Origin of the sequence: Massilia sp. NP310, from assembly GCF_019443485.1 — a bacterium.
GTDB lineage: Bacteria > Pseudomonadota > Gammaproteobacteria > Burkholderiales > Burkholderiaceae_D > Telluria > Telluria timonae.
Window position 1 is genome coordinate 948,208 of sequence record NZ_CP080379.1, and the last position, 26,721, is coordinate 974,928.

A 26,721-nucleotide genomic window follows, 5' to 3' on the forward strand; every position below is an offset into this window, starting at 1 on the left:
CCCATGAACATCTTCTCTTACGCGGCCTGCCTGGCCCTGGCCGGTCTGCTCCACCTGGCGCCCGCCCATGCGCTCGAGACGGTCGCGCCCGACCACCAGCACTTGCAGTACACGGGCCGCATCGATTTCAGCGACCGCCGCGCGCCGGTGCTGAGCTGGCCGGGCACGTCGGTGGCGGCCACCTTCACCGGCACCTCGCTGTCCATCGTCCTCGACGACCAGCACGGCAAGAATTACTACAACGTCTTCCTCGACGGCGACACCGAGCGGCCGATCATCCTGCAGCTCGACAAGGGGAAGAAGAGCTACCTCGTGGCCAACGGGCTCGCGCCCGGCGTGCATCGGGTGTTGCTCACCAAGCGCACCGAGGGCGAGGAGGGCGCCACCGTGTTCCTCGGCCTGGCGCTGGACGACAAGGCGGCATTGCAGGCGCCGCCGGCCAGGCCGGGCCGGAGGATCGAGTTCTTCGGCGATTCCATCACCAGCGGCATGGGCAACGAGGCGCCTGACGATGGCGAGGATCATCACGGCAAGGACAAGAACAACTATCGGTCCTACGCCGCGATCGCCGCCCGCCAGCTCGGCGCCGAAGCGCATTTCACCTCGCAGGGCGGCATCGGCATCATGATCAGCTGGTTCCCGTTCACGATGCCGGACTTTTACGACCAGCTGAGCGCGGTCGGCGACAATGACAGCCGCTGGGACTTTTCGCGCTGGACGCCCGACGTGGTGGTGGTGAACCTGATGCAGAACGATAGCTGGCTGATCGGCCGCGACCACAAGCTGCAGCCCGAGCCCGATGAAGCGCAGCGGATCGCGGCCTACCAGGCTTTCGTCGCGCGCGTCAGGTCGCTGTACCCGAAGGCGTATATCGTGTGCGCGCTCGGCAGCATGGACGCGACCAGGGCCGGATCGCCCTGGCCAGGGTATGTCGAGACCGCCGTCACGAACCTGCGCTCGGCCGGTGACGCGCGCATCGACACGCTGTTCTTTCCGTTCACCGGTTATGGCAAGCACCCGCGCGTGGCGCAGCACCAGGCGAACGCGGACTTGCTGACCACTTTCGTACGCCAAAGAGTGGGGTGGTAGGGCGGTGCTGTATCATGCCGGGCTTCGTTACGAAAGCCGCACATGCTCATCATCACCATCAAGCAGGGCAAGGAACAAGCTATCCTTGCCGGCGACCCCTGGATCTACCAGTCCGCGATCGACAAAGTCGACGGCAAGCCGCACGAGCGCAACAAGATCGGCGTGACCGCGCTGGTGCAGTCGTCGTCGCGCCGCTTCCTGGCGCGCGCCGCCTACAACGCCAGGTCGCAGATCGCGGCCCGCGTCTGGACCCTGCGCGAGGATGAAGCGGTCGACCATGCGCTCATCAAGCGCCGGGTGCAGGCCGCCATCGAACGGCGGCTTGACACCTGGCGCGCGGTCGGACCGGATGCGCTGGTCCAGCTGGTCGACGGGGAAAAGGATGGCCTGCCCGGCCTGGTGGTGCAGGGCTATGGCGGCCCGGACGGCTACCTGGTCTGCCAGTTCAACGCCGGGGGCGTCGACCTGTGGAAGGTGCCGGTGGTGCAGGCGCTGCTGGCCGCCACCGGCTGCCCCAACGTCTACGAGCGCTGCGACGCGCTGGTGCGCAAGGCCGAAGGCTTGCCGTTCGCGCCCGGCGCCCTGGCCGGCGAGGAGCCGCCGCAGCGCCTGATGGTGCGCACCCGGGACAGCCTGGCGCCGATGGATATCCGCACCGGCTTCACCTACCCGCGCTGAACCGGGTTCAGGCCAGCGCTTCCTTCGCCGCCTCTTCGGGCGTCAGTGAATCGTAGAACTGGTCGGTGAACCACTCGATCTGTTCTTCGATGTGATCCTGGGCCTGCTTGACGGTGGCGCCGCCGGCGACCAGGAAACCTTCCACTTCGATGCACCACTGGATGAACGCCAAGGTTTCTTCGTCCAGTTCTTCTTCCTTCTTTGCCATATCGATTCCCGTAATGTTGCGTGATCAGTGAACGCTGGATTGGAGCGAGCAGCGTTGCACGATTCTAACGTAGCCGTATATCGACGCCAATGCTTCACGGCGAGGACGGGCTAACCGGTCTGCGGCTTGTTATAGATATAAAAAGCCGCCCGCGGTGCGCGTCATCATACGCTCTCTATCGACGCAGATTCAGGGAGGTCGCGATGAAATTGCTCTTGGCGCGCACAATGCTTGTCGGCTCGATCCTCGGGCTGTCGGGTTGCGCAGCATTCGATTGGTGGCCGCAGTCAACGGCCAATGCGGGCGGAAAGCCTGGGGAGCAGTCATCAAGCAATACCGCAGGCGGTCCGGAAACATTCCCGCGCATCCCCGATGTCGGGCCTGGCGGGGCCGGTCAGACAGCGCCCGCCGGGCCGGCCGACACTTCCGCTCCCGCTCCCGCTCCCGCTCCCACGCCCGACCTGGCGAAGGCGCCGGCGGCCGTCGTCGCGGCCGGGCTCGATAGCGCGACCGTCGTCGACATGCTCGGCATGGCGTGGCAAGGCCTCCAGCGGCCGCAACCGATCGACCCGGCCATCGGGAAATACCTTGGCGGTTTCGGCGTCGTGGTCGACATGCTGCAAAGAGGCTTCGATGTCCGCGCCGCGCGCGAGGCGCATGCCGGCGTGGTGCGGCTGCGCGACGCGATGGGACCGGGTGAGACCAAGATCATCCACGTCAAGCAGGGGGCGGACGGCCGGGTCCAGGTCTATGAAGTGCCCAACCGTTTCGCGCCGATCGTGAAGAACCCGGGCGAGAAGGTCATCGAGTCAGAGATCGTCACGCCCGAGGTCGTCGTCCAGCGCGACGGCAGCGTGCTGCACATGTTCACCTCGCGAAGCGCGCTCACGCAAAAGGCGCGGGCAAGCTATGACCAGGAATGGCCGGCGTTCTACAAACGCGCCGATGCGGCGATCGCCGCCATCCTGGCGAAAGGCTGACCCATCATTTCGCTGGAGCGAACTGCAGCAGGTAGACGTCGTTCTCGCGTAGCGGCAGGCTGGTGGCCAGGCGGCCATCGGCGCCGACGGTGACCGTCTTCTGCTGCGACGGCTTGCCGGTGGCTTGCGCCTTGAGCGTGGCGACCTGCTGCCGGGTCAACTGCTTTGGCGAGCCCATGCCGATATAGGCGGTGAAGGCGTCGTTCTGCTTGTAGCCGACCTGCGACACCGTCATGGCGTAGGCGCCCGGCTTCAGGCCGCGCAGCGTCACGGCGACCTGGCCCTTGGCCTTCGGCGGCAAGTCCTTGATGTAGAACTGCTGGTTGTTGACCTTGTCGGGCAGCGTCTGGGTCACGTCCCATAGCAGGACCTGGGCATTGCCTTTGTCGTCGACGGTCGCCCAGGAATCCTTGTCCGCATTCTTGAGCTCCGTGTGGCCGAGCTGGTTCAGGAACTGGTAGGCGAAATAGGCCGGCTTCTTGATGCCCTGCGTGTTCATCAGCCCGAAGCCGCCGTGGAAGGCCTCGAAGCGCGGACCGGGCTCTTCGAAGATATCGGTGAACACCCAGTACGACATCGATTGCACCGCGCCGCTGCTCTGCTTGAGCTTTTTCAGGATGTAGGCGGCCTGGTGATAGCTGTCGTGGGTCGGGTCGGCCGGGGTGTACGACGAACTCCATTCGGTATAGTGCAGCTCGAGCTTCGGCATGCTCGAGGCGGCGATCTCCCTGCGGTTCTTGAGCACGTCGCTGGCCACCGCCATCTCGTCGCGGCTCAGGACCGTGCCCTTGGTGCCGAATTCGTCCAGGTAGCCTTCACCGACGCCATACGAATGGGTGCTGACGAAGTCGAGCGGCACCTTGTTCTTGTCGGCATAGGCCATCATTTCGGGAATCCAGGCCGCGCCGGCGGTGGCCGGGCCGCCGACCCGGTAGGAGGAATCGACACGCTTGATGGCGCGCGCCGCGTGGGCGTACAGCCGGAAGTACTCGTCCTGGGTGCCGGCCCAGAAGCCGTCCAGGTTCGGTTCGTTCCATACTTCGAAGTACCAGCTCGCGACTTCCTCCTTGCCATAGCGTTCGGTCCAGTGCCGCGTCAGGGCCTCGATCAGGCGCTCCCACTGGCCGTAGTCGCGTGGCGGCGTGACGTTGCCGCGCCACCAGAAGATGGTCTTGGCGCCGCTGGCCATGGCATTCGGCATGAAGCCCAGCTCGACGAAGGGCTTGATGCCGATCGAGAGCAGGTAGTCGAACAACGCATCGATGTACTGGAAGTTGTACTGTTCCTTGCCCTGGGCGTCGATCTTGTACACGCCCATGTCGTCGGTCAGGAGGCCGTGGAAGCGGATGTAGCGAAAGCCCGCGTCGCGCCGGATCTCGGCCAGCTGCTGCTGCCAGTCGGCGCGCAAGCCTTCGTTGGCGCGCCCGGCGCCGACCGACAGGGTGAACATGCGGTCGAGCTTGCCCTGGACCTGGGTGACGTCGACGTCGATGTTGCGCTGCTGCGCGAGCGCGCCGAGAGGCAGGATGAGCGCCGCGGCCATCAAGGCCTGGGCGAATGGCGTGTGTCTCATGGATCGAATTCCCGTGGTGAGCCTGGTGAAGCCCCAGCATACGGTGCGCCACCCGCCATGGCATGCGCCATGCGGATAGTTGAAGCAATCGTGCCGGACGTGTCAGGTTCAGGCGCCATGCAGGGCGCGCCGGCCAGCGTGGCGCGGAACGCCTTCGGCGTGCAGCCATACTCCTCCTTGAAAAGCTTGTTGAAGTAAGAGGCGTTGTTGTAGCCGACCGTGTAGGCGACCTCGGAGACCGTGGCCGATCCCTTCTCGGCCAGCAGCCGCGCCGCCTCGGCCAGGCGCAGCTTGTTCAGGTAGCCGGTGAAGGTGAAGCCCAGTTCGGCCTTGAGGATCTCGTTGACCTTGTTGCGGTTGACGCCGGCCGCCTGCACCACGGCGTCCAGGTCCAGGTCGGCCTCGGCATAGCGGCTCGCCATCGCCTGCAGGATGGCCGCCTTTTCGCGGTCGCGCCGCGGCGCCAGCGGGAGTTCGAGCGACAGCTGCTGGTAGGCCACGATCGGCAAGTCCTTCTGCAGCTTGTCCTGCAGCTCGCGGCGCAGGGCGCGCGCGTGGGCGCGGAACAGCCACAGGCCGAAGCCGGCCCAGGCGAGCAGAAGAAACGCGCCGGGCATGATGATCCAGCGCAGGTCGCGGCCATGCAGGGTCAGGCTGCTCACGTCGACCACCAGCGCCACGTCGCGCGGTGTCTGGAAGGTGCTGCCGATGGCCAGCTTGGGCACCTGGTCCAGGCGGTAGGATTGGCGCGACAGCGGCAGTCCCGCATGGGCGAACCACCATTGCGGCGTCTCCATGCGCGTCAGGTCCAGTTCGACCCGGCTGCCTTGCTCGTTGCAGGAAAAGAAGCTCGATGGAGCGCGGTAGCTGGCCGGGTCGCCGCGCCGGGACAGGCCCTCCTCAAAGGTCGGCGCCACCAGCGACAAGGTGTTCTGTGGCGCGCAGGTGGCGATGAAGGACACCGAGGCAAAGCGCGTCAGGTCGGCGTGCGCCGGCTCACCGTTCGGTCCAAGGAAGAACAGGTTGGCTTCCGCGTAGGGATAGGTCGTGCCGCTGGCGACGTTCAGCGCCATGCGCAGACGCCGGCCGTCGTCGAGCACCCGCACGTTCGATGCGCCGCCGGCCGAGGCGTCGCCACCCGGGTGGACGCGCCAGGCCGCCTGGCCGTCGCCCGGGCCGCTCAACAGCGCGACGTCCAGGAAGCTGCGCCGGTAGCAGGCAGTGCCCAGCACCAGGCTAGCCGCGAGCAGCGCCAGGAGGGCCAGCAGCGCCCGGCGTTGGAAGGCATGCATGGCGAACTGTCAGCGAGCGCCTGCCGCGAACTCGCGCGCCGGCAGGCGCACGGTCACCGTCTGCACCGGAGCGTCGGCCGCCGTCGCGAGCATCACCCGGTATTCTCCGGCCGCGATCTTCCAGCGGTTCGATGCGGCGTCGAACACCGCCAGCGTGCGCGGGTCGACCGCCACCTTGCTGGCGCGACGCTCGCCGGCGTTCAGGGCCAGCTTGTCCCAGCCGCCCAGCCGTTTCGGCGCCTCCCAGCCGGCGCCGACCTTCGACACGTACACCTGCGGCACCGCCTTGCCGGCGCGCGCGCCGCTGTTCAGTGTGTCGAAGCTGACCTGGATGCCGCCGTCCGCCGCCTCGGCCTTCAGATTGGTGTAGGTGAAGCTGGTGTACGACAGCCCGTGGCCGAAGGCGAACAGCGGTTTGTGCCCCTTCAGGTCGAACCATTTGTAGCCGACCGCCGCTCCCTCGACGTCGTAGTCGACGTCGAAGCGGCTGTCCTTGGGCAGGTCGAGGCCATCGAGCCTGGGCCGCGGCAGCTGGTTCTCGGCCAGCGGGAAGGTCTGCGGCAGGCGTCCCGAGGCATCCACTTCGCCGCTCAGCACGCGCGCGATCGCTTCGCCGCCGTTCGTGCCCGGATACCAGGCCTGGACCACCCCGGCCACGGCGTCGATCCACGGCATCGTCACCGGGGTGCCGGTCTGCAGCACCACCACCGTGCGCGGATTGGCCTTGGCCACGGCGGCGATCAGCGCGTCCTGGGCGTTCGGCAGCGACAGGTTCGGCACGTCGTTCGCCTCCGAGGTCCATTGGGTCGCGAACAACAGCACCACGTCGGCACCGGCGGCGACCTTCGCGGCGGCGGCTGTATCCTTGCCATCGTGCCAGTCGAGCCTGGCCTTGCTGCGGCGCGCCAGGGCCTGCATCGGCGAACCCGGCAGATAGACCATCGGCCCCGGCCAGGCCTGCGGTCCCTCGTTCGGCACCGCCATGCCGCCACGCGGATAGACCTGGGCCGAGCCGCCGCCGGACAGCACGCCCTTGTTGGCATGGCCGCCGATGATGGCGATGCGCTTCAAGCCCGGGGCCAGCGGCAGCAGATTGCCCGCGTTCTTGAGCAGGACGATGCCTTCCTCGGCGTCTTCCTGCGAGATGCGGGCATGGGCGGCGTAGTCAATCTCCTTGTCGCGCACCTTGACCGGGTGGTCCAGCACGCCATGCGTGCCCATCGCCCACAGGATGCGCGCCACCATGTCGTCCAGGCGCTGCTCGGGCACGTGGCCGTTCTGCACCGCTTCCTTGAGGGCGCCGTCGAAGTAGGGCGACTTGTCGAAGGGGTAGCCGGACTGCTGGTCCAGGCCCGCCAGCGCCGCCGGGATGGTCGAATGCACGGCGCCCCAGTCCGACATCACATAGCCCTTATAGGCCCAGTCGCGCTTGAGCACCTTGTTCAGCAGGTGGTCGTTCTCGCAGCCGTACACGCCGCCGATGCGGTTGTACGCGCACATGACGGCGCCCGGGTTGCCGCGTTCGATGGCGATCTGGAAGGCCAGCAGGTCGGACATGCGCCCGGCGGCGTCCTGGATCTTGACGTTCAGGTGGTTGCGGCCCGTTTCCTGGTCGTTGTAGGCATAGTGCTTGACGGTCGAGATCACGTGGTTCGACTGCACGCCGCGAATCTGCTCGCCGGCCATGATCCCGGCCAGCAGCGGGTCTTCGCCGGTGTATTCGAAGTTGCGGCCGTTGCGCGGCTCGCGCGCCAGGTTGACGCTCCCGCCCAGCATCACGTTGAAGCCCGACAGGCGCGCCTCCTTGCCGATCATGGCCGCGCCCTTGAAGGCCAGCGCCGGGTTCCAGGTGGCGGCGGTGGCGATCCCCGCCGGCAGCGAGGTGCGCGCGCGGGTCTGCTTGCCCGGCTGCGAGGCGACGCCGATGCCGGCGTCGGTCAGCCACTGCGGCGTGATGCCCAGGCGCTCGATGCCCTTGATGTAGCCGGCCGACTGCGCCAGCGCCTCGCCAGGGGGCTGCTTGCCCTGGAATTCGGCGCCAAACTGGCCGAACACCATGCCGATCTTTTCGTCGATGGTCATCTGGCTCACCAGCTTGGCCGCCCGTTGCTGGGCGGCGTCGGGAGCGGCTTGCGCGCACTGGACGGCGCAGGCGGCGGCGAGGGCAATGGCCCAGCGGGCGTTCGGCAAAGCATGCTGCATACTCTTGTCTCCTTGTCTTCTTGTTTGATGGCCGCGCCGCCCTGGACGGAGGCGCGGCCGGTTCGCGACCTCAGAACGTCACGCCGAGACGCACGCTGTAGCGCGGCCCCGTTACGAACCACGCGCGGCCCTTGTCGCCGACATGGTGGGTCATGATCTGCTTGTACCTGGCGTCGGTCAGGTTCTGGGCCTGGAAGTCGATGCGGTAGTTGTCGTTGAACTTGTAGCTGACGCCGCCATCGAGCTGGCCATAGTCGTCGGCCCAGATCGGCAAGCCCCAGGCCACGACGCTCTGGCCGAAGGTCGGGCTGTCCGGATTGCTGTCCACGCCATTGGTGCCGTTGGTGCCGTTGTTGTTATTGCCCAGCAGGCTCTTCGAACGCCAGCTCCACGCCAGGCGCGCCGACCACGGACCGCGGTCGTACAGCAGCGCCAGGTTATACGAGTTGCGCGACATGTATTCCAGCGGCAGGTCGCCGAAGGTGCGGCCGTCGGTATCGCAACCGTTCAGGTTCAGGTTGAGGTTGGCGGCGTTGTTGCCGGCCGTGCACCACGGCGAGAACACCGGGCTGTACAGGTCGCGCTTGGTCTTGACGTGGGTGTAGTTGGCCTGCACCCCGAAGCCCGCCAGCCAGCCCGGCAGGCGGTCGAAGTACTGCTGGTAGGCGACTTCGACCCCGCGGGCGCTGCCGCGCGCGCCGTTCACCGGCGTGGCGACGGTGAAATCGATTGCACGTCCGGCCGAGTCGATCAATTGATAGGACCGGCTCTGCTTGATGATGATGTCGCGCAGGCGCTTGTCGAACAGGCCGACGGTGAGCGAGCCGGCCTTGGCGAAATACCATTCGGCGGTGAGGTCGATATTGCGCGAGGTGACCGGACGCAGCATGGGATTGCCGATCGCCTCGCCGGTATGGCCGACCGAAGTGACGTTGGTGACCTGCCCGGCGCCGGTGCCGGTGGTCGTGCTGCTGACGTTCTGGCTCAGGGTGGTATAGGCCTGCAGCTGGTCGAAGTTCGGCCGCGACATGCCCTTGCCGATGGCGAAGCGGAACTGCAGCTCGTCGCTGGCCTTCAGCCGCAGGTTCAGGCTCGGCAGCCAGTTGTGGTAGCTGTTCTCATAGTCCTCGCGGCCGGCGAACGGCGCGATCACCGGTACCGGCAGGCCGGTGGTGCCGCCCGGCGGAACGATGAAGGTCGAGTTGTACACGGTGTAGCCGTACGAATCGGATTCGGTCTTCACGTAGCGCAGCCCGACGTTGCCGTCGATGGGGAAGCGCAGGTCGTCGAAGGCAAAGCGCAGCTGGCCATAGATCGCCTTGGTCTTCTCTGCCTGCTCGTTGTCGCCCGATGGGTTGGCTTCGCCGAAGGCGGCCGGCGTCCACGGCGTGCAACTGTTGCCTGCCTCCGCGCACAGGATGTCGTGGAAGCCGTGCAGCTGGGCATAGCTGCCGGGGAAGCCGGCGGTGACCGACGCCGCCGGGAAGATGATCGCCGGGACGCTGGCGTCGCCGTTGAAGAAGTTGTTGAACTGGTTGACCGTGGTCGGCGCCTGGAAGCGCGGGTCGCTCAGGTAGGCCAGGTTATTGATCTGCCACGGCATCATCCAGCGCTGCGAGATGCCGACCCAGTGGTAGTTCGGGTTGGAATTGATGGTCTTGGCGTCACGGTCGGTCAGGCGCACGCCGACCCGCAGGTCGCGCAGCACCGGGTGGTCGAAGTCGTACTTGACGTCGCCTTTCCACGCCTTCTGCTCGGCCACGCTGCGGTCGAGGTGCTCTTGCGAGAGGGCCCAGAAGAAGTGATTCGGGTCGCTCATCGCCGCGGCCTGCGCCGGGCTGAAGGTGATGCGCGGCAGCGGGCCCGTCACGTCGAGGTTCAGTTCCGGCATCAGGGTGCCGAGCGCCACCGTCGAATCGAAGCCTTCCGAGCGCGCCTTGACGTGCTGGAAGTCGGAAGTGAAGGTCCAGTTGCTGGAGGGCTTCCATTCGACGTTCCAGGCGATGTCGGTGGTGACCGAGTCGCGCGTCGCGGTGCGCGCATTGTTGGCGTACTCGATGCTGCCGGCGGCCGGGTTGGTGATGGTGCCGCTCAGGAAGGCGCCGTTGGCGTCATACACGCCGTTGGTCACGCGCAGGTTGGTCGGGGTGCCCTCGGCCGAGAACAGCGCGTTCTCGTCCCAGCGCATATCGTATTTGGAGCGGAACCAGGTCAGGTGGCTCTTGAGGGTATTGTCCTTCTTCCACTGCAGCGCGCCATAGGCGCCCTGGCGCTTGCGGTCGAAGTCGAGCGTGCGCCATTGCGCTCCCTTGGGGATCCAGACGGTGCGGCCCGGCTCGGCGCCGGCGACCGGATAATACGGCTCGACCTGGAAGGCGTCGGTGCGGGTCACGCTGCGCGAACTGGCGAAATTGACCAGCGCGCCGATCTCGCCGATGCCGGTCTGCCATCGGTTCGAGTACAGCAGCGAGCCGGCGGGGTGGGTCTTGCCTTTCTTGAGCTCGGAGTAGGTGCCTTCGATGCTGCCCGAGATGCGCTGGCCCTTGATGTCGAAGGGCAGGGCGGTGCGCAGGTTGACCAGGCCCGAGATGCCGCCCTCGATCTGCTCGGCCGACGGGTTCTTGTAGACGTCGACGCCGGCCATCAGCTCGGGCGGCACGTCCTCGAAATTCAGGGCCCGGCCGCCGGTCGACGAGAACGAATCGCGGCCGTTCAGCTCCGAGCGCACCCAGCTCAGGCCACGGATCGACACGCCCGACCCTTCGACCGAGAAGTGCTCGGGGTCGGCGCGCGACATGGTGCGGTCGATGGTCACGCCGGGAATGCGCTGCAGCACTTCGGTGATGGACTTGTCGGGCAGCTTGCCGATGTCTTCGGCGACGATCGAATCGACCACTTCGTCCGAGTTCTTCTTGAGCTGCTGGGCGCTGTCGAGGGCGGCGCGCTGGCCGGTGACCGTGACCACCTGGGGAGCCGCGCTCGCCGCTGGCGCTGCTTGCTGAGCAAAAGCCGCGGACAAGCAGCACAGATGTGCGACGCCCACGGCAATGGCCGACTTGTTCAACTGTCTCATATTGTGTCTCCGTCTTTGTTTGAAGAACCCATCTATGGGGTCCCTTATCTGGTGCTGCCGGGATCGGCGACCGCCGGACGATGGCAATCGCGCAATCTGTCAGTAAATATAACACCTAATGTTAGGCGCAATCATTGGCTGAATGGGCTTGTCGTAAATATTTATTGATAACGTTGCGGTTTTGATGAAATCGTTATCATGACGCGACGTTTCCGGGCTGGCGCCGGGCCGGACATGGAACTGTGCGCGCCGCCAACTGCCTAAAAGCGACAGGCCGGCGTTTACCGGTGCCTGGCACTTCATCCATGGGCGAATGCCTGCCTCGATTGTCGATCTGGACGAGGGAGGAGATCATGCCTATCAAAAACATCGCCATCGCCTGCCAGGGCGGCGGCAGCCACGCGGCCTATGCCGCCGGCGCCTTGCCGGCGCTGCTGCCGCAGTTTCACAATGCCGAGCTGGCGTCCGGACAGGGGCGGGCGCTGGCGGATGGGGCTGCCGACATACTGCAGCTGACCGGCATCAGCGGCACCTCGGGCGGCGCCATCAGCGCCTTGCTGGCCTGGTATGGCTACCTGCTGGGCGGCCCCGAGGCCGCCAGGGCCGGGCTCGAGCGCTTCTGGGATGCGAACTGCGCCAGCGCGCCCGGTGAACGCCTGCTGAACGACATCGGCCAGTGGGTCGGCGGCCTGACCCAGGTCGACCTGAAGCTGAGTCCCTACCTGTCGCCGCTGCGCGAGATCGAGCGCTTCGCCACCGCCACCTGGCCGATGCTGACCACGATGTATCCGCCGCTGGGCGGCTGGATCCGCGGTCATTACTTCCAGCTGCGCGAGTCGATCGCGCCGCACGTCGACTTCGACCTGGTCGGGGCCATCGGCGACTTTTGCAGCATTCCGCAAGAAATCAAACGCTGGCAGGCGATCGCCCTCGAGGAACGCATGGCCGATAGCGCGCGCGAGCGCGAACGGCTGCAGGCGCGCCAGGCCGCGATCGAGCACGACCTGCGGGCGCGGCTGGCGTCCAGCGGCTGGATCGCGGCCTGGTCGCGGGCGCACCGGCTGGCGCCGGGCACCTTGCTGCGCACCACCTTCGAGACCCTCGAGCTGCCCGAGCTGCGCTTCGAGGCGGACGCCCTGGGCCGCCTGGCGCAGGCGGTGCGCGACGCCGCCCGGGCGCTGCCGCAATTGCTGGTCGGCGCGGTGGACATCGACAGCGGCGCCTTCGTTGCCTTCAGCTCCGAGCGCGCGCCAATCGACGCCGGCATCACCCTCGACGCGGTGGTGGCCTCGGCCTCGCTGCCGTGGGTCTTCATGGCGCAATCGATCCAGGCGCTCGACCCCGAAACCCACGAGCCGCGCCGCATGGCGTGCTGGGACGGCCTGTTCTCGCAAAACCCGCCGATCAAGAATTTCATCTCGTCGGGCGTGGATCCGGCCAAGAAGCCGGACGGACTGTGGATCCTGCAGATCAACCAGGACCGCTACGACTTCAGCGGCAAGTTCGCCGGCCCGGGCAACGCCCAGTCGGGCGACGAACTGTGGCATCGTCGCGACACCCTGTCCGGCAACCTGTCGCTGAACCAGGAAGTGGCCTTCATCGAAGCCGTGAACGGGCGGCTGGACGATCCGGGCCAGCGCTCGCGTCCCCACGACAAGCCGATCGAGGTGGTGCGCATCGTGCTCGACGGCGAGGCGGTCGGCGCCGCAGTGCGCAAGGAGCTGGGACTGTTCTCGAAGTTCGACCGTGATCCGCAGCTGGCCCAGGCCTTGCTGGCGCACGGACGCGAGCAGGCCCGGCGCTACCTGGCGCTGCGCGCGCAATCCGGCGCGCTGTGGCAGGCGCTGGCCGAACAGGTGGGCATGATGGGAGCCAGGCCCAGCGAGCGCCTGGCCCAGGCCATGCCGTACCTGCCGGGCCATGCGCGCATGGCCGGCGGCCTGGTGGCGCCGGACGTGATCACGATCGAGGGCGCCGGCCAGGCCAGCCTGCGCTGGCATGCGAGCGAAGCCGAGGTGGAGGGCCAACTGGTGCGGATGAAGGGGCGCACGCTGCTGCGCATGGGAGAGGAGGGGTGGCGGCTGGGCGAGACGCGCCTGCTCGATGTCGCCGCAAGGACGGCGCCACCGGCCGGCGCACACGAGGGCGAACGGCCGCAGGCGGACCTGCCGTCCGCGGCGCGCCGGCGCGCCGCGCGCAAGGGCGATGGCGGCGAGGCGTCTTTACATTAGCAGGCGCGCTGAGATTAGCACGACAATCGCGGGACAATTCTCACCTAATGTCACGCAGAAATTGTATACATTGCGTAAAATACTTATTTGTAGCGTTCATGAATTCATATATATTCCCGATATATCTCAAGGTCAACGGATATTGCAATGCAACATAACTCATATAGCAAGAATCGCATCCTGTTGAGCACCGGCGTGTTGGCCGCCGTGCTCGCCCTGTCCGCTTGTGGCAAGAAGTCGGACGTCGAGGCCTCCCCGGCCCCGACCGATCCCGCGTCGCCCGCAGCTGTCGCCACCCAGAATCCCGATCCGCACGCCGCTATCGTGGCCGAGCCGGCCACCGCGCCGTCGACGGTCCCGGGCACCGGTCCGGGCGAAGGCGGCACCGCGATCGGCGGCGTGGTCGCCGGCCAGGATGCGGAAAAGCCCCGCGACAGCGGTGCTTCGGAACCGACCGGTGGCGATGGCGCCACCCAGGCAACGACGCCGCCGGCCAGGTAACACGACCGGCGACGTAGCAAGGCGCGCACGCCACTGACCGTGGCAACGTCGCGATCGGCAAAGATGCCGGGGCCTAGACCCCGGCAGATCCTTTTGCGGCGTGCGCAATCCATTACTAGTAGGAGAACCTAGATGGGCATGAATCGTAGGCAGTTCCTCCGCGTGAGCGGGGCGGGACTGGCCGCGTCTACTATCGTCGCGCTCGGCTTTTCGCCGCTGCCGGCAATGGCCGAGACCCGGCACTATAAACTGGCAAAGGCCAAGGAGACGCGCAACACGTGTCCGTACTGCTCGGTGGGCTGCGGCCTGCTGATGTACAGCATCGGCGACGGCGCAAAGAACGTCACCTCGGACATCATCCATATCGAAGGCGACCCGGACCATCCGGTGAACCGCGGCACCCTGTGCCCGAAAGGCGCGGGTCTGCTCGACTTCGTGCATTCGCCGAACCGCCTGAAGTACCCGGAAGTGCGCGAGCCTGGCAGCAAGGAATGGAAGCGCGTGTCCTGGGACGAAGCGATGTCGCGCATCGCCAAGTTCATGAAGGACGACCGCGATGCGAACTTCGTGGTCAACAACGCCGAAGGCAAACTCGTCAACCGCTGGACCAGCACCGGTATGCTGTGTGCGTCCGCGGCGAGCAACGAAACGGGCTACATCACGCACAAAGCGATGCGTTCGATGGGCATGCTCGTCTTCGATAACCAGGCTCGCGTTTGACACGGACCTACGGTGGCCGGTCTGGCCCCGACGTTCGGACGTGGCGCGATGACCAACCATTGGGTTGACATCAAGAATGCCGATGTAGTACTGATTATGGGCGGCAATGCCGCCGAAGCTCACCCTTGCGGTTTCAAGTGGGTGATCGAAGCCAAGCATCACAATAAAGCCAAGCTGGTCGTGGTCGACCCGCGCTTCACGCGTTCGGCCGCCATGAGCGACTATTACGCGCCGATCCGCGCTGGCTCCGACATCGCCTTCCTGGGCGGCGTCATCAATTATCTGCTGAGCAATGACAAGATCCAGACCGAATACGTCCGGAGCTATACCAACGCCAGCTTCATCGTCGGCCCGGACTTCAAGTTCGAGGATGGCCTGTTCTCGGGCTACGACGAAACCAAGCGCCGCTACGACAACAAGTCGTGGGGCTACGCCATGGGCGAAGACGGTTACGCCAAGGTCGATCCGACCATGCAAGACCCGAATTGCGTCCTGCAGGTGATGAAGCGCCATTACTCGCGCTATACCCCCGAGCAAGTCAGCAAGATCACCGGCACCCCGGTCAAGCAGTTCCTGAAAGTGTGCGAATACATCGCGTCGACCGCCGTTCCGGGCCGCGCCATGACCATTCTGTACGCGCTGGGCTGGACCCAGCACAGCCAGGGCAGCCAGATCATCCGTACCGGCGCCATCATGCAGCTGCTGCTGGGTAACGTCGGCGTCGCCGGCGGTGGCCTGAACGCACTGCGCGGCCACTCCAACATCCAGGGTCTGACCGACCTGGGCCTGCTGTCGAACTCGCTGCCGGGCTACCTGTCCCTGGCGACCGACAACGAGCAGGACCTGGAGACCTACTACAAGCCGCGCGCGCTCAAGCCGCTGCGTCCGAACCAGATGAGCTACTGGCAGAACTATCCCAAGTTCTTCGTCAGCCTGCAAAAAGCCTGGTGGGGCGATGCCGCGACCGCGGAAAACAACTGGGCCTTCGACTACCTGCCGAAGATCGACAAGCTGTACGACGTGCTGCAGGCCTTCGAGCTGATGGGCCAAGGCAAGTTGAACGGTTACATCTGCCAGGGTTTCAACCCGGTTGGTTCCTTCCCTAACAAGAAGAAGATCATCGCCGGCCTGTCGAAGCTGAAGTTCCTGGTGACGATGGATCCGCTGAACACCGAGACCTCGGAATTCTGGCAGAACTTCGGCGAGTCGAACGACGTCGATCCGACCCAGATCCAGACCACCGTGTTCCGCCTGCCGACCACCTGCTTCGCCGAGGAAGACGGTTCGCTGTCGAACTCGTCGCGCTGGCTGCAGTGGCACTGGAAGGGCGCCGAGGCGCCGTACGAGGCCAAGCCGGACATCGAGATCATCGCCGACCTGTTCACCCGCATGAAGAATGCCTACATCAAGGATGGCGGCGCATTCCCTGACGCGATGGTGAACCTGTCCTGGCCGTACAAGATCCCGCACAGCCCGTCGGCCGAGGAACTCGCCAAGGAGTTCAACGGCAAGGCGCTGGCCGACCTGTACGATCCGAAGGATCCGTCCAAGCTGCTGCTCAAGAAGGGCCAGCAGGTGCCGGGCTTCGGCGTGCTGCGCGACGATGGCTCGACCGCCAGCGGCTGCTGGATCTATGCCGGCGCCTGGACCGAGGCCGGCAACCAGATGGCCAACCGCGACAATGCCGACCCGTACGGCATCGGCAATACGCTGGGCTGGGCCTGGGCATGGCCGGCGAACCGCCGCGTGCTGTACAACGGCGCTTCGGCCGATCCGAAGACCGGCAAGCCGTGGAATCCGCACCGCAACCTGATCGCATGGAACGGCAGCAGCTGGACCGGTTCCGACATTCCGGACATCCGTCCCGATGCGAATCCGGGCGACGAAGACCGCGTGCAGCCGTTCATCATGACGGCCGAAGGCGTGTCGCGCCTGTTCGCGCCGACCGGCATGGCCGAAGGTCCGCTGCCTGAGCACTACGAGCCGTTCGAGTCGCCGTTCCCGGTCAACCCGATGCACCCGAAGAACCCGAAAGCCCGCGCCAATCCGGCGGCGCGTGTGTTCAAGGGCGATATGGAAGCATTCGGCACCGCGAAGGACTTCCCGTACGTCGCGACCAGCTACCGTCTGACCGAGCACTTCCACTACTGGACCAAGAACGTCCAGAGTAACGCGATCATCCAGCCACAGCAGTTCGTGGAGATCGGCGAAGAGCTGGCCAAGGCCAAGGGCATCAGCAATGGCGACATGGTCAAGGTCTCGTCGATGCGCGGCTACATCAAGGCCAAGTGCGTCGTGACCAAGCGTATTCCGCAGCTCGACTGCGATGGCATGAAGGTGGATACGGTGGGCTTGCCGAACCACTGGGGCTTCGTCGGTTTGACCAAGCCGGGCTTCCTGGTGAACACGCTGACCCCGTTCGTGGGCGACGCGAATACCCAGACGCCTGAGTTCAAGTCGTTCCTGGTCAATATCGAAAGGGCTTAATACCATGTCTTCGCTTCAATCTCTCGATATCGCGAAGCGGTCGGCGACGACCGCGACGACGCCGGTGGCGCGTACCCACAAGGCCGAGGTCGCCAAGCTGATCGACGTCTCGAGCTGCATCGGCTGCAAGGCATGCCAGGTGGCGTGCATGCAGTGGAACGACCTGCGCGACGAAGTCGGCGAAAACCACGGCACGTACGACAACCCGCGCGACCTGACGCCGCAGTCGTGGACGGTCATGAAGTATTCGGAAGTCGTCACCCAGACGCCTGACGAAGGTGACCGCCTCGAGTGGCTGATCCGCAAGGACGGCTGCATGCACTGCGACGAGCCGGGCTGCCTGAAGGCCTGCCCGGCGCCGGGCGCGATCGTCAAGTACACCAACGGCATCGTCGACTTCATCAGCGAGAACTGCATCGGCTGCGGCTACTGCGTCGCCGGCTGCCCGTTCGACGTGCCACGCATCAGCAAGGTGGACTCGAAGGCCTACAAGTGCTCGCTGTGCGCGGACCGCGTGGCAGTGAACATGGAGCCTGCCTGCGTGAAGATCTGTCCTACTGGCGCCATCCGTTTCGGCACCAAGGAAGACATGATCGAATACGCGGGCGACCGTGTGGTCGACCTGAAGGAGCGCGGTTACCAGAACGCGGGCCTGTACAATCCGGCCGGCGTCGGCGGCACGCACGTCATGTACGTGCTGCAGCATGCTGACAAGCCGAACCTGTACTCGGGCCTGCCGGAAAACCCGACCATCAGCCCGACCGTGGCGCTGTGGAAGGGCGTGGCCAAGCCGCTGGGCGTGGCCGCGATGATCGGCGCCGCCGTGGCCGGTTTCTTCCACTACATGAAAGTGGGTCCGATCGAGACCCATGTGGATGAACCGCCGGTGCAGCCGACGCCCGACGCAGACCAGCGTGAAGACACACGCGTTTAAGGAGAAGAACATGTTTATCACTCGCTATCGCGACCGTACGCGGATGAACCACTGGGCCGTGGCCCTGCTGTTCATCTGCGCCGGTCTGACCGGGCTGGCATTGTTCCATCCTTCGATGTACTTCTTCAGCGCCTTCTTCGGCGGTGGACAGTGGACCCGCATCCTGCACCCGTTCTTCGGGCTGTTCATGGTGCTGGGCTTCGTGTTCCTGTTCTTCGCCGTGGTGCGCGACAACTTCTGGACCAAGTCCGACACGGAATGGGTCAAGAAGGCGCCGCACATGGTGACCACAGGCGACGAGCACGGCATGCCGCCGGTGCACAAGTACAACGCCGGCCAGAAGGGCGTGTTCTGGGTGTTCGCGATCAGCCTCGTGCTGCTCCTGATCACCGGGTTCATGTTCTGGCAGCCGTGGTTCGCGGACTTCTTCTCGATTCCGCTGCGCCGCGCCGCGATGCTGGTCCATGCCGTGGCAGCGTTCGCGCTGGTGCTGAGCGTGATCATCCACGTGTACGCCGCCATCTGGGTCAAGGGCTCGTTCCGCGCCATGACCCGTGGCACCGTGCACGAGGACTGGGCGAAGTCGCACCATCCGTTGTGGTATAAGGAAGTCACGCAAGACAATGCCTCGCGCAAGAAACGTTAAGGACTTCACTGCTCTATGAGTGTTACCAAAGCAACACCGCTGCTCAGCCCGGAAGAAATCGCGGTCCGGTCCGGGCAGCAGATGCCCTACCTGCACCTCCCGGTGCGGGCAGAGCTGTTCGCCACCCGTGAAACCCGCCTGCGCGAGCTGGCGGCCGGGCATGCGATGCGCGACTTCCTGCTGTTCGCCGCCGAACTGGCGCACGTCCAGCATGAAGTCCTGCAGGACTATCCGGAAGTCGCGCTGCCCAGCAGCGACGACTTGTTGGCCGCCGGCCGCGCCGCCCAGGCGCCGCTGCCGGCGCCGCTGTGGCCGCGTGACCCGGCCTGGCGTGCGGCATTCCGCCGCATGCTGGAGCTCCTGGTCCCGCGCCTCGCGGGCAGCCCGGCCCAGGCGGCCGTGCAGGCCTTGCTGGCCGCCAGTGACGACCATCTCGAAGGCCAGGCCGAACTGCTGCTGCAAGGCGCGGCCGGCCTGGACATGAGTGCGGCGCCACTGGTGGCGGCCGGCCTGCAGGTCTACTGGACCCATATGGTGCTGGCGGTCCAGCAGACCCACGGCGCGGCGCGCCAGGAACCGTTCGGGCGTACGCTCGACGTGACCTTGTGCCCGTGCTGCGGCAGCCTGCCGACTTCGTCGATCACCAGGCTGGATGCCAGCGGCAGCAACTTCCGCTACCTGAACTGCGCACTGTGCTCGACGCAGTGGCATATGGTGCGGGTCAAGTGCAGCCACTGCCAGTCGACCAAGGGCATCCACTACCACTCGCTGCAGGCGGTGGCCACCGATGGCGCGCAGGAAGACACGGCGCAGGCATCGGTCCAGGCCGAAACCTGCGACGAGTGCGGCCACTACCTCAAGATCGTGCGCATGGAGCGAGATCTCCACGTCGATCCGGTGGCCGACGACGTGGCCACGCTGACACTGGATATTTTGGTGTCCGAAGCAGGCTTCCAGCCGCATGGCGTCAACTTGTTGCTGCTCACGGGCGGCGAAGAGGACGCTGGCGAGTCCGACGAACGAACGAGGAACTGACCATGTCGCTTGACGAGTCCGTGGTCCACGGCTCGAAGGCGACAGTCAAGGATCTGCCTTCGATCGATAAACTGCTGCGCCTGCCATCCGTGCAGGCGCTGGTTTCCAGCCACGGCCATACCCTGGTCGCGCTGGAAGCGCGCGCGCAAGTGGACAAGCTGCGCGCGCAGGCCCTGGCCGGCGCGCTCCCCGCGAGCGCGCTGTTGCCGGAGGCGCTCGGCCACATGCTGGCCGGGCGCATCGCCGCACGCCTGGCGCCGAATATGCGCCGGGTGATCAACCTGACCGGTACGGTCATCCATACCAATCTCGGACGCGCCGTCCTGCCGCAAGCGGCAATCGACCACCTGGTGGCGATGATGGCCGGCCCGAACAACCTCGAATACGAACTCGCCAGGGGCAGCCGGGGCGATCGCGACAGCATCGTCGAAGACCTGCTGTGCGAGATCACGGGCGCCGAAGCCGCGACCGTGGTCAACAACAACGCCGCCGCCGTGCTGCTGTCGCTGGCGGCGCTGGGCGGCGGACGCGAGGCGATCGTCTCGCGCGGCGAACTGGTGGAAATCGGCGGCGCCTTCCGCATGCCCGACGTGATGGCCAGCGCCGGCGCCCACATGGTCGAAGTCGGCACCACCAACCGCACCCACCTGGCCGACTACGAACGCGCCATCAACGAGCGCACCGCGCTCCTGTTGAAGGTTCACACCAGCAATTACGCGGTGCAGGGCTTCACCAGCGCGGTGTCGGAGGCGGAGCTCGCTCCTCTGGCGCGCGCCCGCGGCGTCGCCCTGGTCAGCGACCTGGGCAGCGGCTCGCTGATCGACATGGGCAAGTACGGCCTGCCGCAGGAACCGACGCCGCAGCAGATGCTGGCGGCCGGCTGCGACGTGGTCACTTTCTCGGGCGACAAGCTGCTGGGCGGGCCGCAGGCCGGCCTGATCGTCGGCTCGAAGGAATTCGTCACCCGCATCCGTAAATTCCCGATGAAGCGTGCGCTGCGCCTGTCGAAACTGCCGCTGGCGGCGCTGGAAGCCACCCTGCGGCTGTATCTGCAGCCCGAGCTGCTGGTGCGCGACTTGCCGACCCTGCGCTGGCTGACGCGCACCCAGGAACAGGTGGGCGCCACCGCGACCGCCATCCTGACGCCGCTGCGCGAGGCGCTGGCGCCGCGCTATACGGTGACGCTGGAGACGATGCTGAGCCAGATCGGTTCCGGCTCGCTGCCGATCGATCGCCTGCCGTCGAGCGGGCTGGCGATCGCGCCTAACCTGAATGGCAAGCGCGGCATGGGCACCGCCCTGGACGCGCTGGCCGAAGCGCTGCGCGCGCTGCCGCTGCCGGTGATCGGCCGCATCGCCGAAGACCGCCTGCTGCTCGATTGCCGCTGCATCGACGACCCGGCCGAGCTGCTGGGGCAATTGGCCGCGTTGCGGGCGGCGCTCGTCGAAGAGTAAGAACCTAAAGGATTTCGCATGATCGTCGGCACCGCCGGACACATTGACCACGGCAAGACCGCGCTGGTGCGCGCGCTGACCGGCATCGACGCCGATCGCCTGCCGGAAGAAAAAAAACGCGGCATCACCATCGAATTGGGCTATGCCTGGATGCCGCTCGAGGATGGCGCCCGGATCGGCTTCGTCGACGTGCCGGGCCACGAAAAGCTGGTGCGCACCATGGTGGCCGGCGCCAGCGGCATCGATTTCGGCCTGCTCCTGATCGCGGCAGACGACGGCCCGATGCCGCAGACGGTCGAGCATGCGACCATCCTCTCGCTGCTCGGCGTGCGGCGCGGCGCCGCCGTGATCACCAAGGTCGACCGCGTCGATGAGGCCCGCCTGCGCGAGACCGAGGCGGCGGTCGCCGGCCTGCTGGCCAGCGCCGGGCTCGACGAGTATCCGGTGCTGCAGGTGTCGAGCATCCGCGGCGACGGCATCGATGCCTTGCGCGCGCTGCTGGTGCGCGAGCTGCATGCCGCGCCCATCGACGGCGTGCCTGGCGCGGGCTTTCGCATGGGCCTGGACCGCGCGTTTACCCTTGACGGCGTGGGCACCGTGGTCGCGGGCAGCGTCTCGAGCGGCAAGGTCGGCATCGGCGACGGCCTTGCGCTGGCCGCTGCGCCGGACAGGGAATACCGGGTGCGCAGCCTGCAGGTGCACAGCCGGGCGGCGCAGGAGGCGCACGCCGGCCAGCGCTGCGCGGTCGGCCTGGCCGGCCTGGAACGCAGCGACGAGTTGCGCGGCCAGGTGCTGTGCGACCCGGCGATCGCGCTGACGACGCAGCGCATCGACGTCTGGCTGCAGGTGGCGGCCACCGAAGAGCGCGCGCTGCGCTCGGGCACCCTGGTGCACCTGCACGCCGCGACCCAGGATTGCCTGGCCACCGTGGCGGTGCTGGGCCAGCCGTCGATCGCGCCCGGCGCGGCGGCGCCGGCGCAACTGGTGCTGCACAAGCCGGCCAACGTCTGGCACGGCGACCGCTTCATCCTGCGCGACGCCTCGGCGATCCGCACCATCGCCGGCGGCTCGGTGCTCGATCCGCTGGGACCCGTGCGCTACCGCCAGACGCCGGAACGCCTGGCCTATCTGGAGACCCAGCGCGCCATCGAGCCGATGACCCGCCTGCTGGGCGCGCTGGCCCAGGCGCCGTATGGTGTCAACGGCGCGACCTGGCTCAGGAGCAGCGGCCTGGCGCGCTGGCCGTTCGACCTGGACGCGGTGCCGGACATCGTGGTCGGCGCCGGCGGCGAATGGCTGATTTCACGCGCTCGCCTGCAGGAAAACGAGGCCGGCCTGCTGCGCGCGCTGGGCGACTTCCACGCGAAATACCCGGACGAGATCGGCCCCGACCTGCTGCGCGCGCGCCGCCTGGCCGCCCCGCGCATGCCGGAGGCATTGTGGCTGCAGCTGACCGAACACATGATCGCGACCGGCAGCCTCAATCGCCGCAACGGCTTCCTGCACCTGCCGGAGCATGGCGTGGCGCTGCGCGCGGCCGAGCAGGTGGTGGCCGAACACGCGCTGCCGAAACTGCTGGACGGCCGCTTCGATCCACCCTGGGTGCGCGACATCGCTCAGACCGCGCGCCTGCCCGAAGTCCAGGTGCGCCAGGTGCTGGGCCGGATGGCGCGCGGCGGCGACGTGTACCAGGTGGTCAAGGACCTGTTCTACCACCCGGCCGTGATGCAGGAGGCCGCCGACCTGGTGCGGCGCCTGGCGCGCGAAGATGCCCAGGGTCAGGTCACGGCAGGGCGTTTCCGCGACGAGACCGGCCTGGGCCGCAAGCGCGCGATCCAGATCCTGGAATTCTTCGACCGGATCGGCTTCTTGCGCCGGGTCGGCGACGTGCACCTGCTACGGCCGGGGACCTTGCTGTTTCCGCCGAAGGACTAGCAGGCCGCCAAGGCCGGCCAGCATCAGGGCCGGCATGCCCGGCTCCGGCACCTGGGCCGGATCCGCGAAAGTGAAGTCGTCCATCGCGTATGAACCCTGGGCGCCGGTGCGCACGACCACCGAATCGATCGCGCCATCCCATCCGGCGTCGAGGAAGGCCGACACGCCCGAGAGTTGCAGGGACGCCGAGCTGGCGACCAGGCGGTCGCCGAAGTAGAGGTCGAAGTGCACGCTGCCGTCCTCATACCCGGAGAACCAGGCGCCGTTGAATACCGTCGGCGCGAGGAAGCGGATCGTGCTCGCGATCGGCCCGCCGTCGATCCAGTCGGTCGTGACCTGGCCCAGGCCGGAGTGCGGCGTGAAAGGCGCTCCTTGCGCGGTAAAGACATTCAGGCCGGACGCCGACCAGTCCAGGCCACCATAGTTGCCGGGCACGGCGGCAAAGCCGTCTGGGCCAACGATGTCGTCGAAGTCCAGCACCGCGGCCGCGGCGAACGGAGCGCACAGCGCGATGGCGGCGCCGACCGCCAAGTTGCGAATGATCGATTGCATGAGAATTCCTTTCGATGGTTGTCTAGATGCGGCCCAGCGCCGGGTCGCTGACCGTGTGGCGGCCGGTCTCGACGCGGCCGGCGAAGCGGCGCAGGTAGTCGGGCTGGCCGGAGACGGTGGCGCTGAAGTCGTACCAGTAATCGTTGCCGGCGACCGGGATGCGCACCGTGAGTTCGGTGCGCGGCGCCAGCGTGTGCTGCTGCCGTAGCGCTGCATAGGCATTCGCGCCCAGGTTGAAGGTGCAGGGCGCGGCGCCGGCGTTCACCAGGCGCAGCACCAGTTCGCCGGCAGCGGCGTCGCAGCGCACCTGCACATCGGGCCGCGGCTGGCCCGCCGCCACGGCGCGCAGCGCGCTGCCGGTGAAATGACGGTGGTAGCCGTTCGGTCCCAGCACCCACAGGTCGTAGGCGCCGCCCACCGCCGGCGTCCATACGTCCGACAACGACTTGCCCGCTTCGACCGTGTAGCGGCGCGGGATGGCGGCCAGGTTCTTGCGGTCGTAGACGTGAAACACGGCGCCCTGGCGGCCGGTATTGATGAAGTTCAGCGCCAACCGCGCCGCGGCCATCGTCGCGCCCGGCTGGACCTCGCAGGTGGTCGCCAGCTCGTATGGCAGCGCGCGCGAGGGACGCGTGCCCGTGGCCTGGACGGGCATCTGCGGCGCGGACGGCGCCGGGATCTGCGGCAGCCTTTGCTGGGCGGCGCGCAGGGCGTCCGCTTCACCTTTCGTCTTGCGGCCTTTCAGCACGGGCAGCGCCTCGTCGTTGGGCGACACGAAGTTGAACGCGCTGGTGAGATCGCCGCACACGGCGCGCCGGAACGGACTGATGTTCGGCTCCTTCACGCCGAAACGCGCTTCCAGGAAGCGCAGCACCGAAGTGTGATCGAACACCTGCGAGTTGACCCAGCCGCCGCGGCTCCACGGCGAGATCACGTACATCGGCACCCGTGGGCCGGGGCCGTACACGCGGCCGTCCGGCGCCGGCTGTTTGGTGCTGCCGGGCGGCCGTGGATGCGTGTAGTACTCGTGCGCCAGGTCGCCGGGCGCCAGCGTGGACTTGCCGGCGTAGCCGCCCTTGCCGTCGGGTGACGGCGCCGAGGGGGAGGGCACGTGGTCGAAGTAGCCGTCGTTCTCGTCGAAGTTGACGATCAGTACGGTCTTGCTCCAGACCTCGGGGTTGGCGGTCAGGGCGTCCAGCACCTCTTGCAGGAACCAGGAACCCTGCACCGGGCTCGATGGGCCTGGATGCTCGCAGTAGATCGATGGCGCGTTCATCCACGATACCTGCGGCAGCTTGCCCTCGCGGATGTCGCGCCTGAAGGCGTCCAGGTACTGCTCGGGCCGGGTCCCCGGCAAGGTGTTGGCGATGCCCTTGTAGAGCGGATTGTTCGGGTTGTCGGTCGCCGCGTCATAGGCTTTATAGGGCAGCGACTGGCCGGTATTGGTGTAGGGCTGGCCAGGCGCGCCGCCGCTCGAGACGGGGTAGCCCGACGCGATATTGGCGCGCCTGAACTGGCGGAAGGCGCCCAGCATATTGTCGCCCCACTCGTCGGGCATGTTCTGGTAGCTGATCCAGCTGATGCCGGCCGCTTCGAGACGTTCGGCATAGGTGGTCCAGGTGTAGCCGGTATTGACGCCGCCCGGCAGGCCGTCGATCGCATCCCACTCGTTGGTGACGAAGGCCCGGCCGGTCGGCACCGCGCCATTGGTGCCGGTCAGGAAGAACGAGCGGTTGGCGTCGGTCCCGGTGTGCATCGCGCAGTGGTAGGCGTCGCACAGGGTGAAGGCATTGGCCAGGGCGAAGGCGAAAGGGATTTCGCTTTCCTTGAAATAGCCCATCGAGATCGGATTCTTGTAGCGCGGCCACTGGTCCATGCGGCCGTTGTCCCAGGCCAGCTGGCTGTCGAGCCAGTCGTGCGGCGTGCCGTTGGCGCGCTGGGCATTGCCCTTGCTGCCGTCGAGGTGGAAGGGCATCATCAGGTTGCCGTTGCCCATGCGCTGCTGCCACACGGTGCGGCCTTCCGGCAGGGGAATCGGGAAGCGGTCGCCAAAGCCGCGCACGCCGGCCAACGTGCCGAAGTAATGGTCGAAGGCGCGGTTCTCCTGCATCAGGATCACCACGTGCTCGACGTCGCGGATGGTGCCGGTGGCATTGTTGGCGGGGATGGCCAGCGCGCGCTGGATGGCGGGCGGGAAGGCGGCGTAGGTGGCGGCGGCGATGCCGGCGCGGGCGCTGCTGCTCAGGAATCTGCGGCGTGAAGTCATGAGATCTGTCCGGAAATGTTCGATTGCGATTGGGCAACAAACTGTGCCGCTGTGTGTTGTCGTGCCGACATGGCTTGCAACTTCGCCAAGGTAAGCGACGTGCATGACGATGTCATGACACGCGGGCGCGCGAACCCGCGTCGCCCCTGTCGAAACCCCCGCCGCTCCGGTATCATGGCGGGATGAATCAGAACCCTTCGCAACCTTTTGTACCCTTCGTCATTGGCGTCGCCGGCGGCAGCGGCAGTGGCAAGTCGACGGTGACGCAGCAAGTGCTGTCGTCGTTCGGCGCCGATCTCGTCTCTGTCGTCATGCAGGACGACTACTACCGCGACCAGACCCATCTCACCATGGCAGAGCGGCGCGAGCAGAACTACGATCACCCGCAAGCCTTCGACTGGCCGTTGCTGGTCGAGCACGTGCGCGCCTTGCGCAACGGCGAATCGATCGCGATGCCGATCTATGACTTCACCGTGTCCAACCGCACCGACCAGACCATTCCCGTCAAGCCGGCCCCGGTGATCGTGATCGAGGGCTTGTTCGCCCTGTACGATGCCGACCTGCGCGACATGATGTCCCTGAAAATCTTCGTCGACACCGCGCCCGACGTGCGCTTCATCCGCCGCCTGCAGCGCGACGTCGCCGAACGTGGCCGTTCGCTGGACAGCATCGTCGGCCAGTACCTGGACACGGTGCGTCCGATGCACAAGCAGTTCATCGAGCCGACCAGGCGCAAGGCCGACATGATCCTGCCGCACGGCGCCAACGGCCCGGCGATCGACGTCATCACCACCAAGGTGGCGAGCGTGCTCGGCAAACTGCAGATCCTGGAGCGTCGTTCCAGCCCGGCACTGGATTGAATTGC

Annotated in this window: 19 protein-coding genes; 12 read left to right on the forward strand and 7 right to left on the reverse strand. The window is 66.6% G+C overall.

The genetic code is table 11. The features are described 5' to 3' along the window. The first annotated feature begins 3 nt into the window (after positions 1-3). Both KY496_RS04330 and KY496_RS04335 read left to right on the forward strand, forming a co-directional pair. A complete protein-coding gene (locus KY496_RS04330) occupies positions 4-1,089 on the forward strand; it encodes an SGNH/GDSL hydrolase family protein (protein WP_219864011.1) in 1,086 nt (361 codons plus the stop codon). A gap of 42 nt (positions 1,090-1,131) precedes the next feature. Continuing rightward, positions 1,132-1,767 carry a hypothetical protein gene (locus KY496_RS04335; RefSeq protein WP_005671042.1) on the forward strand — a complete coding sequence of 212 codons (636 nt, stop codon included), beginning with the start codon at positions 1,132-1,134 and terminating at the stop codon, positions 1,765-1,767. Between the two features lie 7 nt (positions 1,768-1,774). Here KY496_RS04335 and KY496_RS04340 read toward each other — a convergent pair whose 3' ends face one another. Next, positions 1,775-1,975 (reverse strand): hypothetical protein, encoded by a 201-nt coding sequence (locus KY496_RS04340; RefSeq protein ID WP_005671040.1) that lies wholly within the window; start codon positions 1,973-1,975, stop codon positions 1,775-1,777. A 203-nt stretch (positions 1,976-2,178) separates the two neighbouring features. Between KY496_RS04340 and KY496_RS04345 the strand changes: the two genes are divergently transcribed. Then, the gene (locus tag KY496_RS04345) at positions 2,179-2,955 is read left to right on the forward strand and encodes a hypothetical protein (RefSeq protein ID WP_005671038.1); all 777 of its coding nucleotides are present in this window, start codon (positions 2,179-2,181) and stop codon (positions 2,953-2,955) included. Positions 2,956-2,959: 4 nt separating this feature from the next. Here the strand turns inward: KY496_RS04345 and KY496_RS04350 are convergent, their stop codons facing one another. From KY496_RS04350 to KY496_RS04365, 4 genes are all read right to left on the reverse strand, one after another. After that, the gene (locus tag KY496_RS04350) at positions 2,960-4,528 is read right to left on the reverse strand and encodes a glycoside hydrolase (RefSeq protein ID WP_219864012.1); all 1,569 of its coding nucleotides are present in this window, start codon (positions 4,526-4,528) and stop codon (positions 2,960-2,962) included. Next, positions 4,525-5,820, reverse strand: a complete 1,296-nt coding sequence (locus KY496_RS04355) for an AraC family transcriptional regulator (protein ID WP_219864013.1) — start codon at positions 5,818-5,820, stop codon at positions 4,525-4,527. Before KY496_RS04355 ends, KY496_RS04350 begins: the two co-directional genes overlap by 4 nt. A gap of 9 nt (positions 5,821-5,829) precedes the next feature. Further along, on the reverse strand, positions 5,830-8,022 hold the full coding sequence (locus KY496_RS04360; protein ID WP_219864014.1) for a beta-glucosidase: 2,193 nt from the start codon (positions 8,020-8,022) through the stop codon (positions 5,830-5,832). A gap of 70 nt (positions 8,023-8,092) precedes the next feature. Next, positions 8,093-11,095, reverse strand: coding sequence for a TonB-dependent receptor (locus KY496_RS04365; RefSeq protein WP_219864015.1), 3,003 nt, complete (start codon positions 11,093-11,095; stop codon positions 8,093-8,095). Positions 11,096-11,448: 353 nt separating this feature from the next. On the opposite strand from KY496_RS04365, the gene KY496_RS04370 reads away from it, so the two are divergent. From KY496_RS04370 to selB, 8 genes are all read left to right on the forward strand, one after another. After that, the gene (locus KY496_RS04370) at positions 11,449-13,326 is read left to right on the forward strand and encodes a patatin-like phospholipase family protein (protein ID WP_219864016.1); all 1,878 of its coding nucleotides are present in this window, start codon (positions 11,449-11,451) and stop codon (positions 13,324-13,326) included. 147 nt (positions 13,327-13,473) lie between these two features. After that, positions 13,474-13,827, forward strand: a complete 354-nt coding sequence (locus tag KY496_RS04375) for a hypothetical protein (protein WP_005671024.1) — start codon at positions 13,474-13,476, stop codon at positions 13,825-13,827. A gap of 132 nt (positions 13,828-13,959) precedes the next feature. Beyond that, entirely contained in the window at positions 13,960-17,034 is a 3,075-nt protein-coding gene (gene fdnG / locus KY496_RS04380; protein ID WP_219864017.1) for a formate dehydrogenase-N subunit alpha, read from the forward strand. Between the two features lie 4 nt (positions 17,035-17,038). Further along, complete coding sequence (gene fdxH, locus KY496_RS04385) at positions 17,039-17,968, forward strand: formate dehydrogenase subunit beta (RefSeq protein ID WP_184236321.1); 930 nt, start codon at positions 17,039-17,041, stop codon at positions 17,966-17,968. Between the two features lie 10 nt (positions 17,969-17,978). Continuing rightward, entirely contained in the window at positions 17,979-18,614 is a 636-nt protein-coding gene (locus KY496_RS04390) for a formate dehydrogenase subunit gamma (RefSeq protein ID WP_005671016.1), read from the forward strand. 15 nt (positions 18,615-18,629) lie between these two features. Next, positions 18,630-19,649, forward strand: a complete 1,020-nt coding sequence (fdhE, locus tag KY496_RS04395; protein ID WP_219864018.1) for a formate dehydrogenase accessory protein FdhE — start codon at positions 18,630-18,632, stop codon at positions 19,647-19,649. Positions 19,650-19,651: 2 nt separating this feature from the next. Then, positions 19,652-21,103, forward strand: a complete 1,452-nt coding sequence (gene selA / locus KY496_RS04400; RefSeq protein ID WP_219864019.1) for an L-seryl-tRNA(Sec) selenium transferase — start codon at positions 19,652-19,654, stop codon at positions 21,101-21,103. 18 nt (positions 21,104-21,121) lie between these two features. After that, the gene (selB, locus tag KY496_RS04405) at positions 21,122-23,038 is read left to right on the forward strand and encodes a selenocysteine-specific translation elongation factor (RefSeq protein WP_219864020.1); all 1,917 of its coding nucleotides are present in this window, start codon (positions 21,122-21,124) and stop codon (positions 23,036-23,038) included. On the opposite strand, the gene KY496_RS04410 is transcribed toward selB, so the two are convergent. Together KY496_RS04410 and KY496_RS04415 are read right to left on the reverse strand one after the other, a co-directional pair. After that, positions 23,000-23,590, reverse strand: a complete 591-nt coding sequence (locus KY496_RS04410; protein WP_184236309.1) for a PEP-CTERM sorting domain-containing protein — start codon at positions 23,588-23,590, stop codon at positions 23,000-23,002. The two genes, selB and KY496_RS04410, sit on opposite strands and share 39 nt — an antisense overlap. A 22-nt stretch (positions 23,591-23,612) precedes the next feature. After that, entirely contained in the window at positions 23,613-25,856 is a 2,244-nt protein-coding gene (locus KY496_RS04415; protein WP_219864021.1) for a phosphocholine-specific phospholipase C, read from the reverse strand. A 182-nt stretch (positions 25,857-26,038) separates the two neighbouring features. Here KY496_RS04415 and udk point away from each other — a divergent pair, with 182 nt between their 5' ends. Continuing rightward, complete coding sequence (gene udk / locus KY496_RS04420; RefSeq protein WP_005671004.1) at positions 26,039-26,716, forward strand: uridine kinase; 678 nt, start codon at positions 26,039-26,041, stop codon at positions 26,714-26,716. The last annotated feature ends 5 nt before the right edge of the window (positions 26,717-26,721 follow it).

Excerpts from the sequence above, each read along its gene's own strand:
- KY496_RS04330 (WP_219864011.1), top strand. The coding sequence starts at position 4 with ATGAACATCTTCTCTTACGCGGCCTGCCTGGCCCTGGCCGGTCTGCTC.
- KY496_RS04335 (WP_005671042.1), top strand. The coding sequence starts at position 1,132 with ATGCTCATCATCACCATCAAGCAGGGCAAGGAACAAGCTATCCTTGCC.
- KY496_RS04340 (WP_005671040.1), bottom strand. The coding sequence starts at position 1,975 with ATGGCAAAGAAGGAAGAAGAACTGGACGAAGAAACCTTGGCGTTCATC.
- KY496_RS04345 (WP_005671038.1), top strand. The coding sequence starts at position 2,179 with ATGAAATTGCTCTTGGCGCGCACAATGCTTGTCGGCTCGATCCTCGGG.
- KY496_RS04350 (WP_219864012.1), bottom strand. The coding sequence starts at position 4,528 with ATGAGACACACGCCATTCGCCCAGGCCTTGATGGCCGCGGCGCTCATC.
- KY496_RS04355 (WP_219864013.1), bottom strand. The coding sequence starts at position 5,820 with ATGCATGCCTTCCAACGCCGGGCGCTGCTGGCCCTCCTGGCGCTGCTC.
- KY496_RS04360 (WP_219864014.1), bottom strand. The coding sequence starts at position 8,022 with ATGCAGCATGCTTTGCCGAACGCCCGCTGGGCCATTGCCCTCGCCGCC.
- KY496_RS04365 (WP_219864015.1), bottom strand. The coding sequence starts at position 11,095 with ATGAGACAGTTGAACAAGTCGGCCATTGCCGTGGGCGTCGCACATCTG.
- KY496_RS04370 (WP_219864016.1), top strand. The coding sequence starts at position 11,449 with ATGCCTATCAAAAACATCGCCATCGCCTGCCAGGGCGGCGGCAGCCAC.
- KY496_RS04375 (WP_005671024.1), top strand. The coding sequence starts at position 13,474 with ATGCAACATAACTCATATAGCAAGAATCGCATCCTGTTGAGCACCGGC.
- fdxH (WP_184236321.1), top strand. The coding sequence starts at position 17,039 with ATGTCTTCGCTTCAATCTCTCGATATCGCGAAGCGGTCGGCGACGACC.
- KY496_RS04390 (WP_005671016.1), top strand. The coding sequence starts at position 17,979 with ATGTTTATCACTCGCTATCGCGACCGTACGCGGATGAACCACTGGGCC.
- fdhE (WP_219864018.1), top strand. The coding sequence starts at position 18,630 with ATGAGTGTTACCAAAGCAACACCGCTGCTCAGCCCGGAAGAAATCGCG.
- selA (WP_219864019.1), top strand. The coding sequence starts at position 19,652 with ATGTCGCTTGACGAGTCCGTGGTCCACGGCTCGAAGGCGACAGTCAAG.
- selB (WP_219864020.1), top strand. The coding sequence starts at position 21,122 with ATGATCGTCGGCACCGCCGGACACATTGACCACGGCAAGACCGCGCTG.
- KY496_RS04410 (WP_184236309.1), bottom strand. The coding sequence starts at position 23,590 with ATGCAATCGATCATTCGCAACTTGGCGGTCGGCGCCGCCATCGCGCTG.
- KY496_RS04415 (WP_219864021.1), bottom strand. The coding sequence starts at position 25,856 with ATGACTTCACGCCGCAGATTCCTGAGCAGCAGCGCCCGCGCCGGCATC.
- udk (WP_005671004.1), top strand. The coding sequence starts at position 26,039 with ATGAATCAGAACCCTTCGCAACCTTTTGTACCCTTCGTCATTGGCGTC.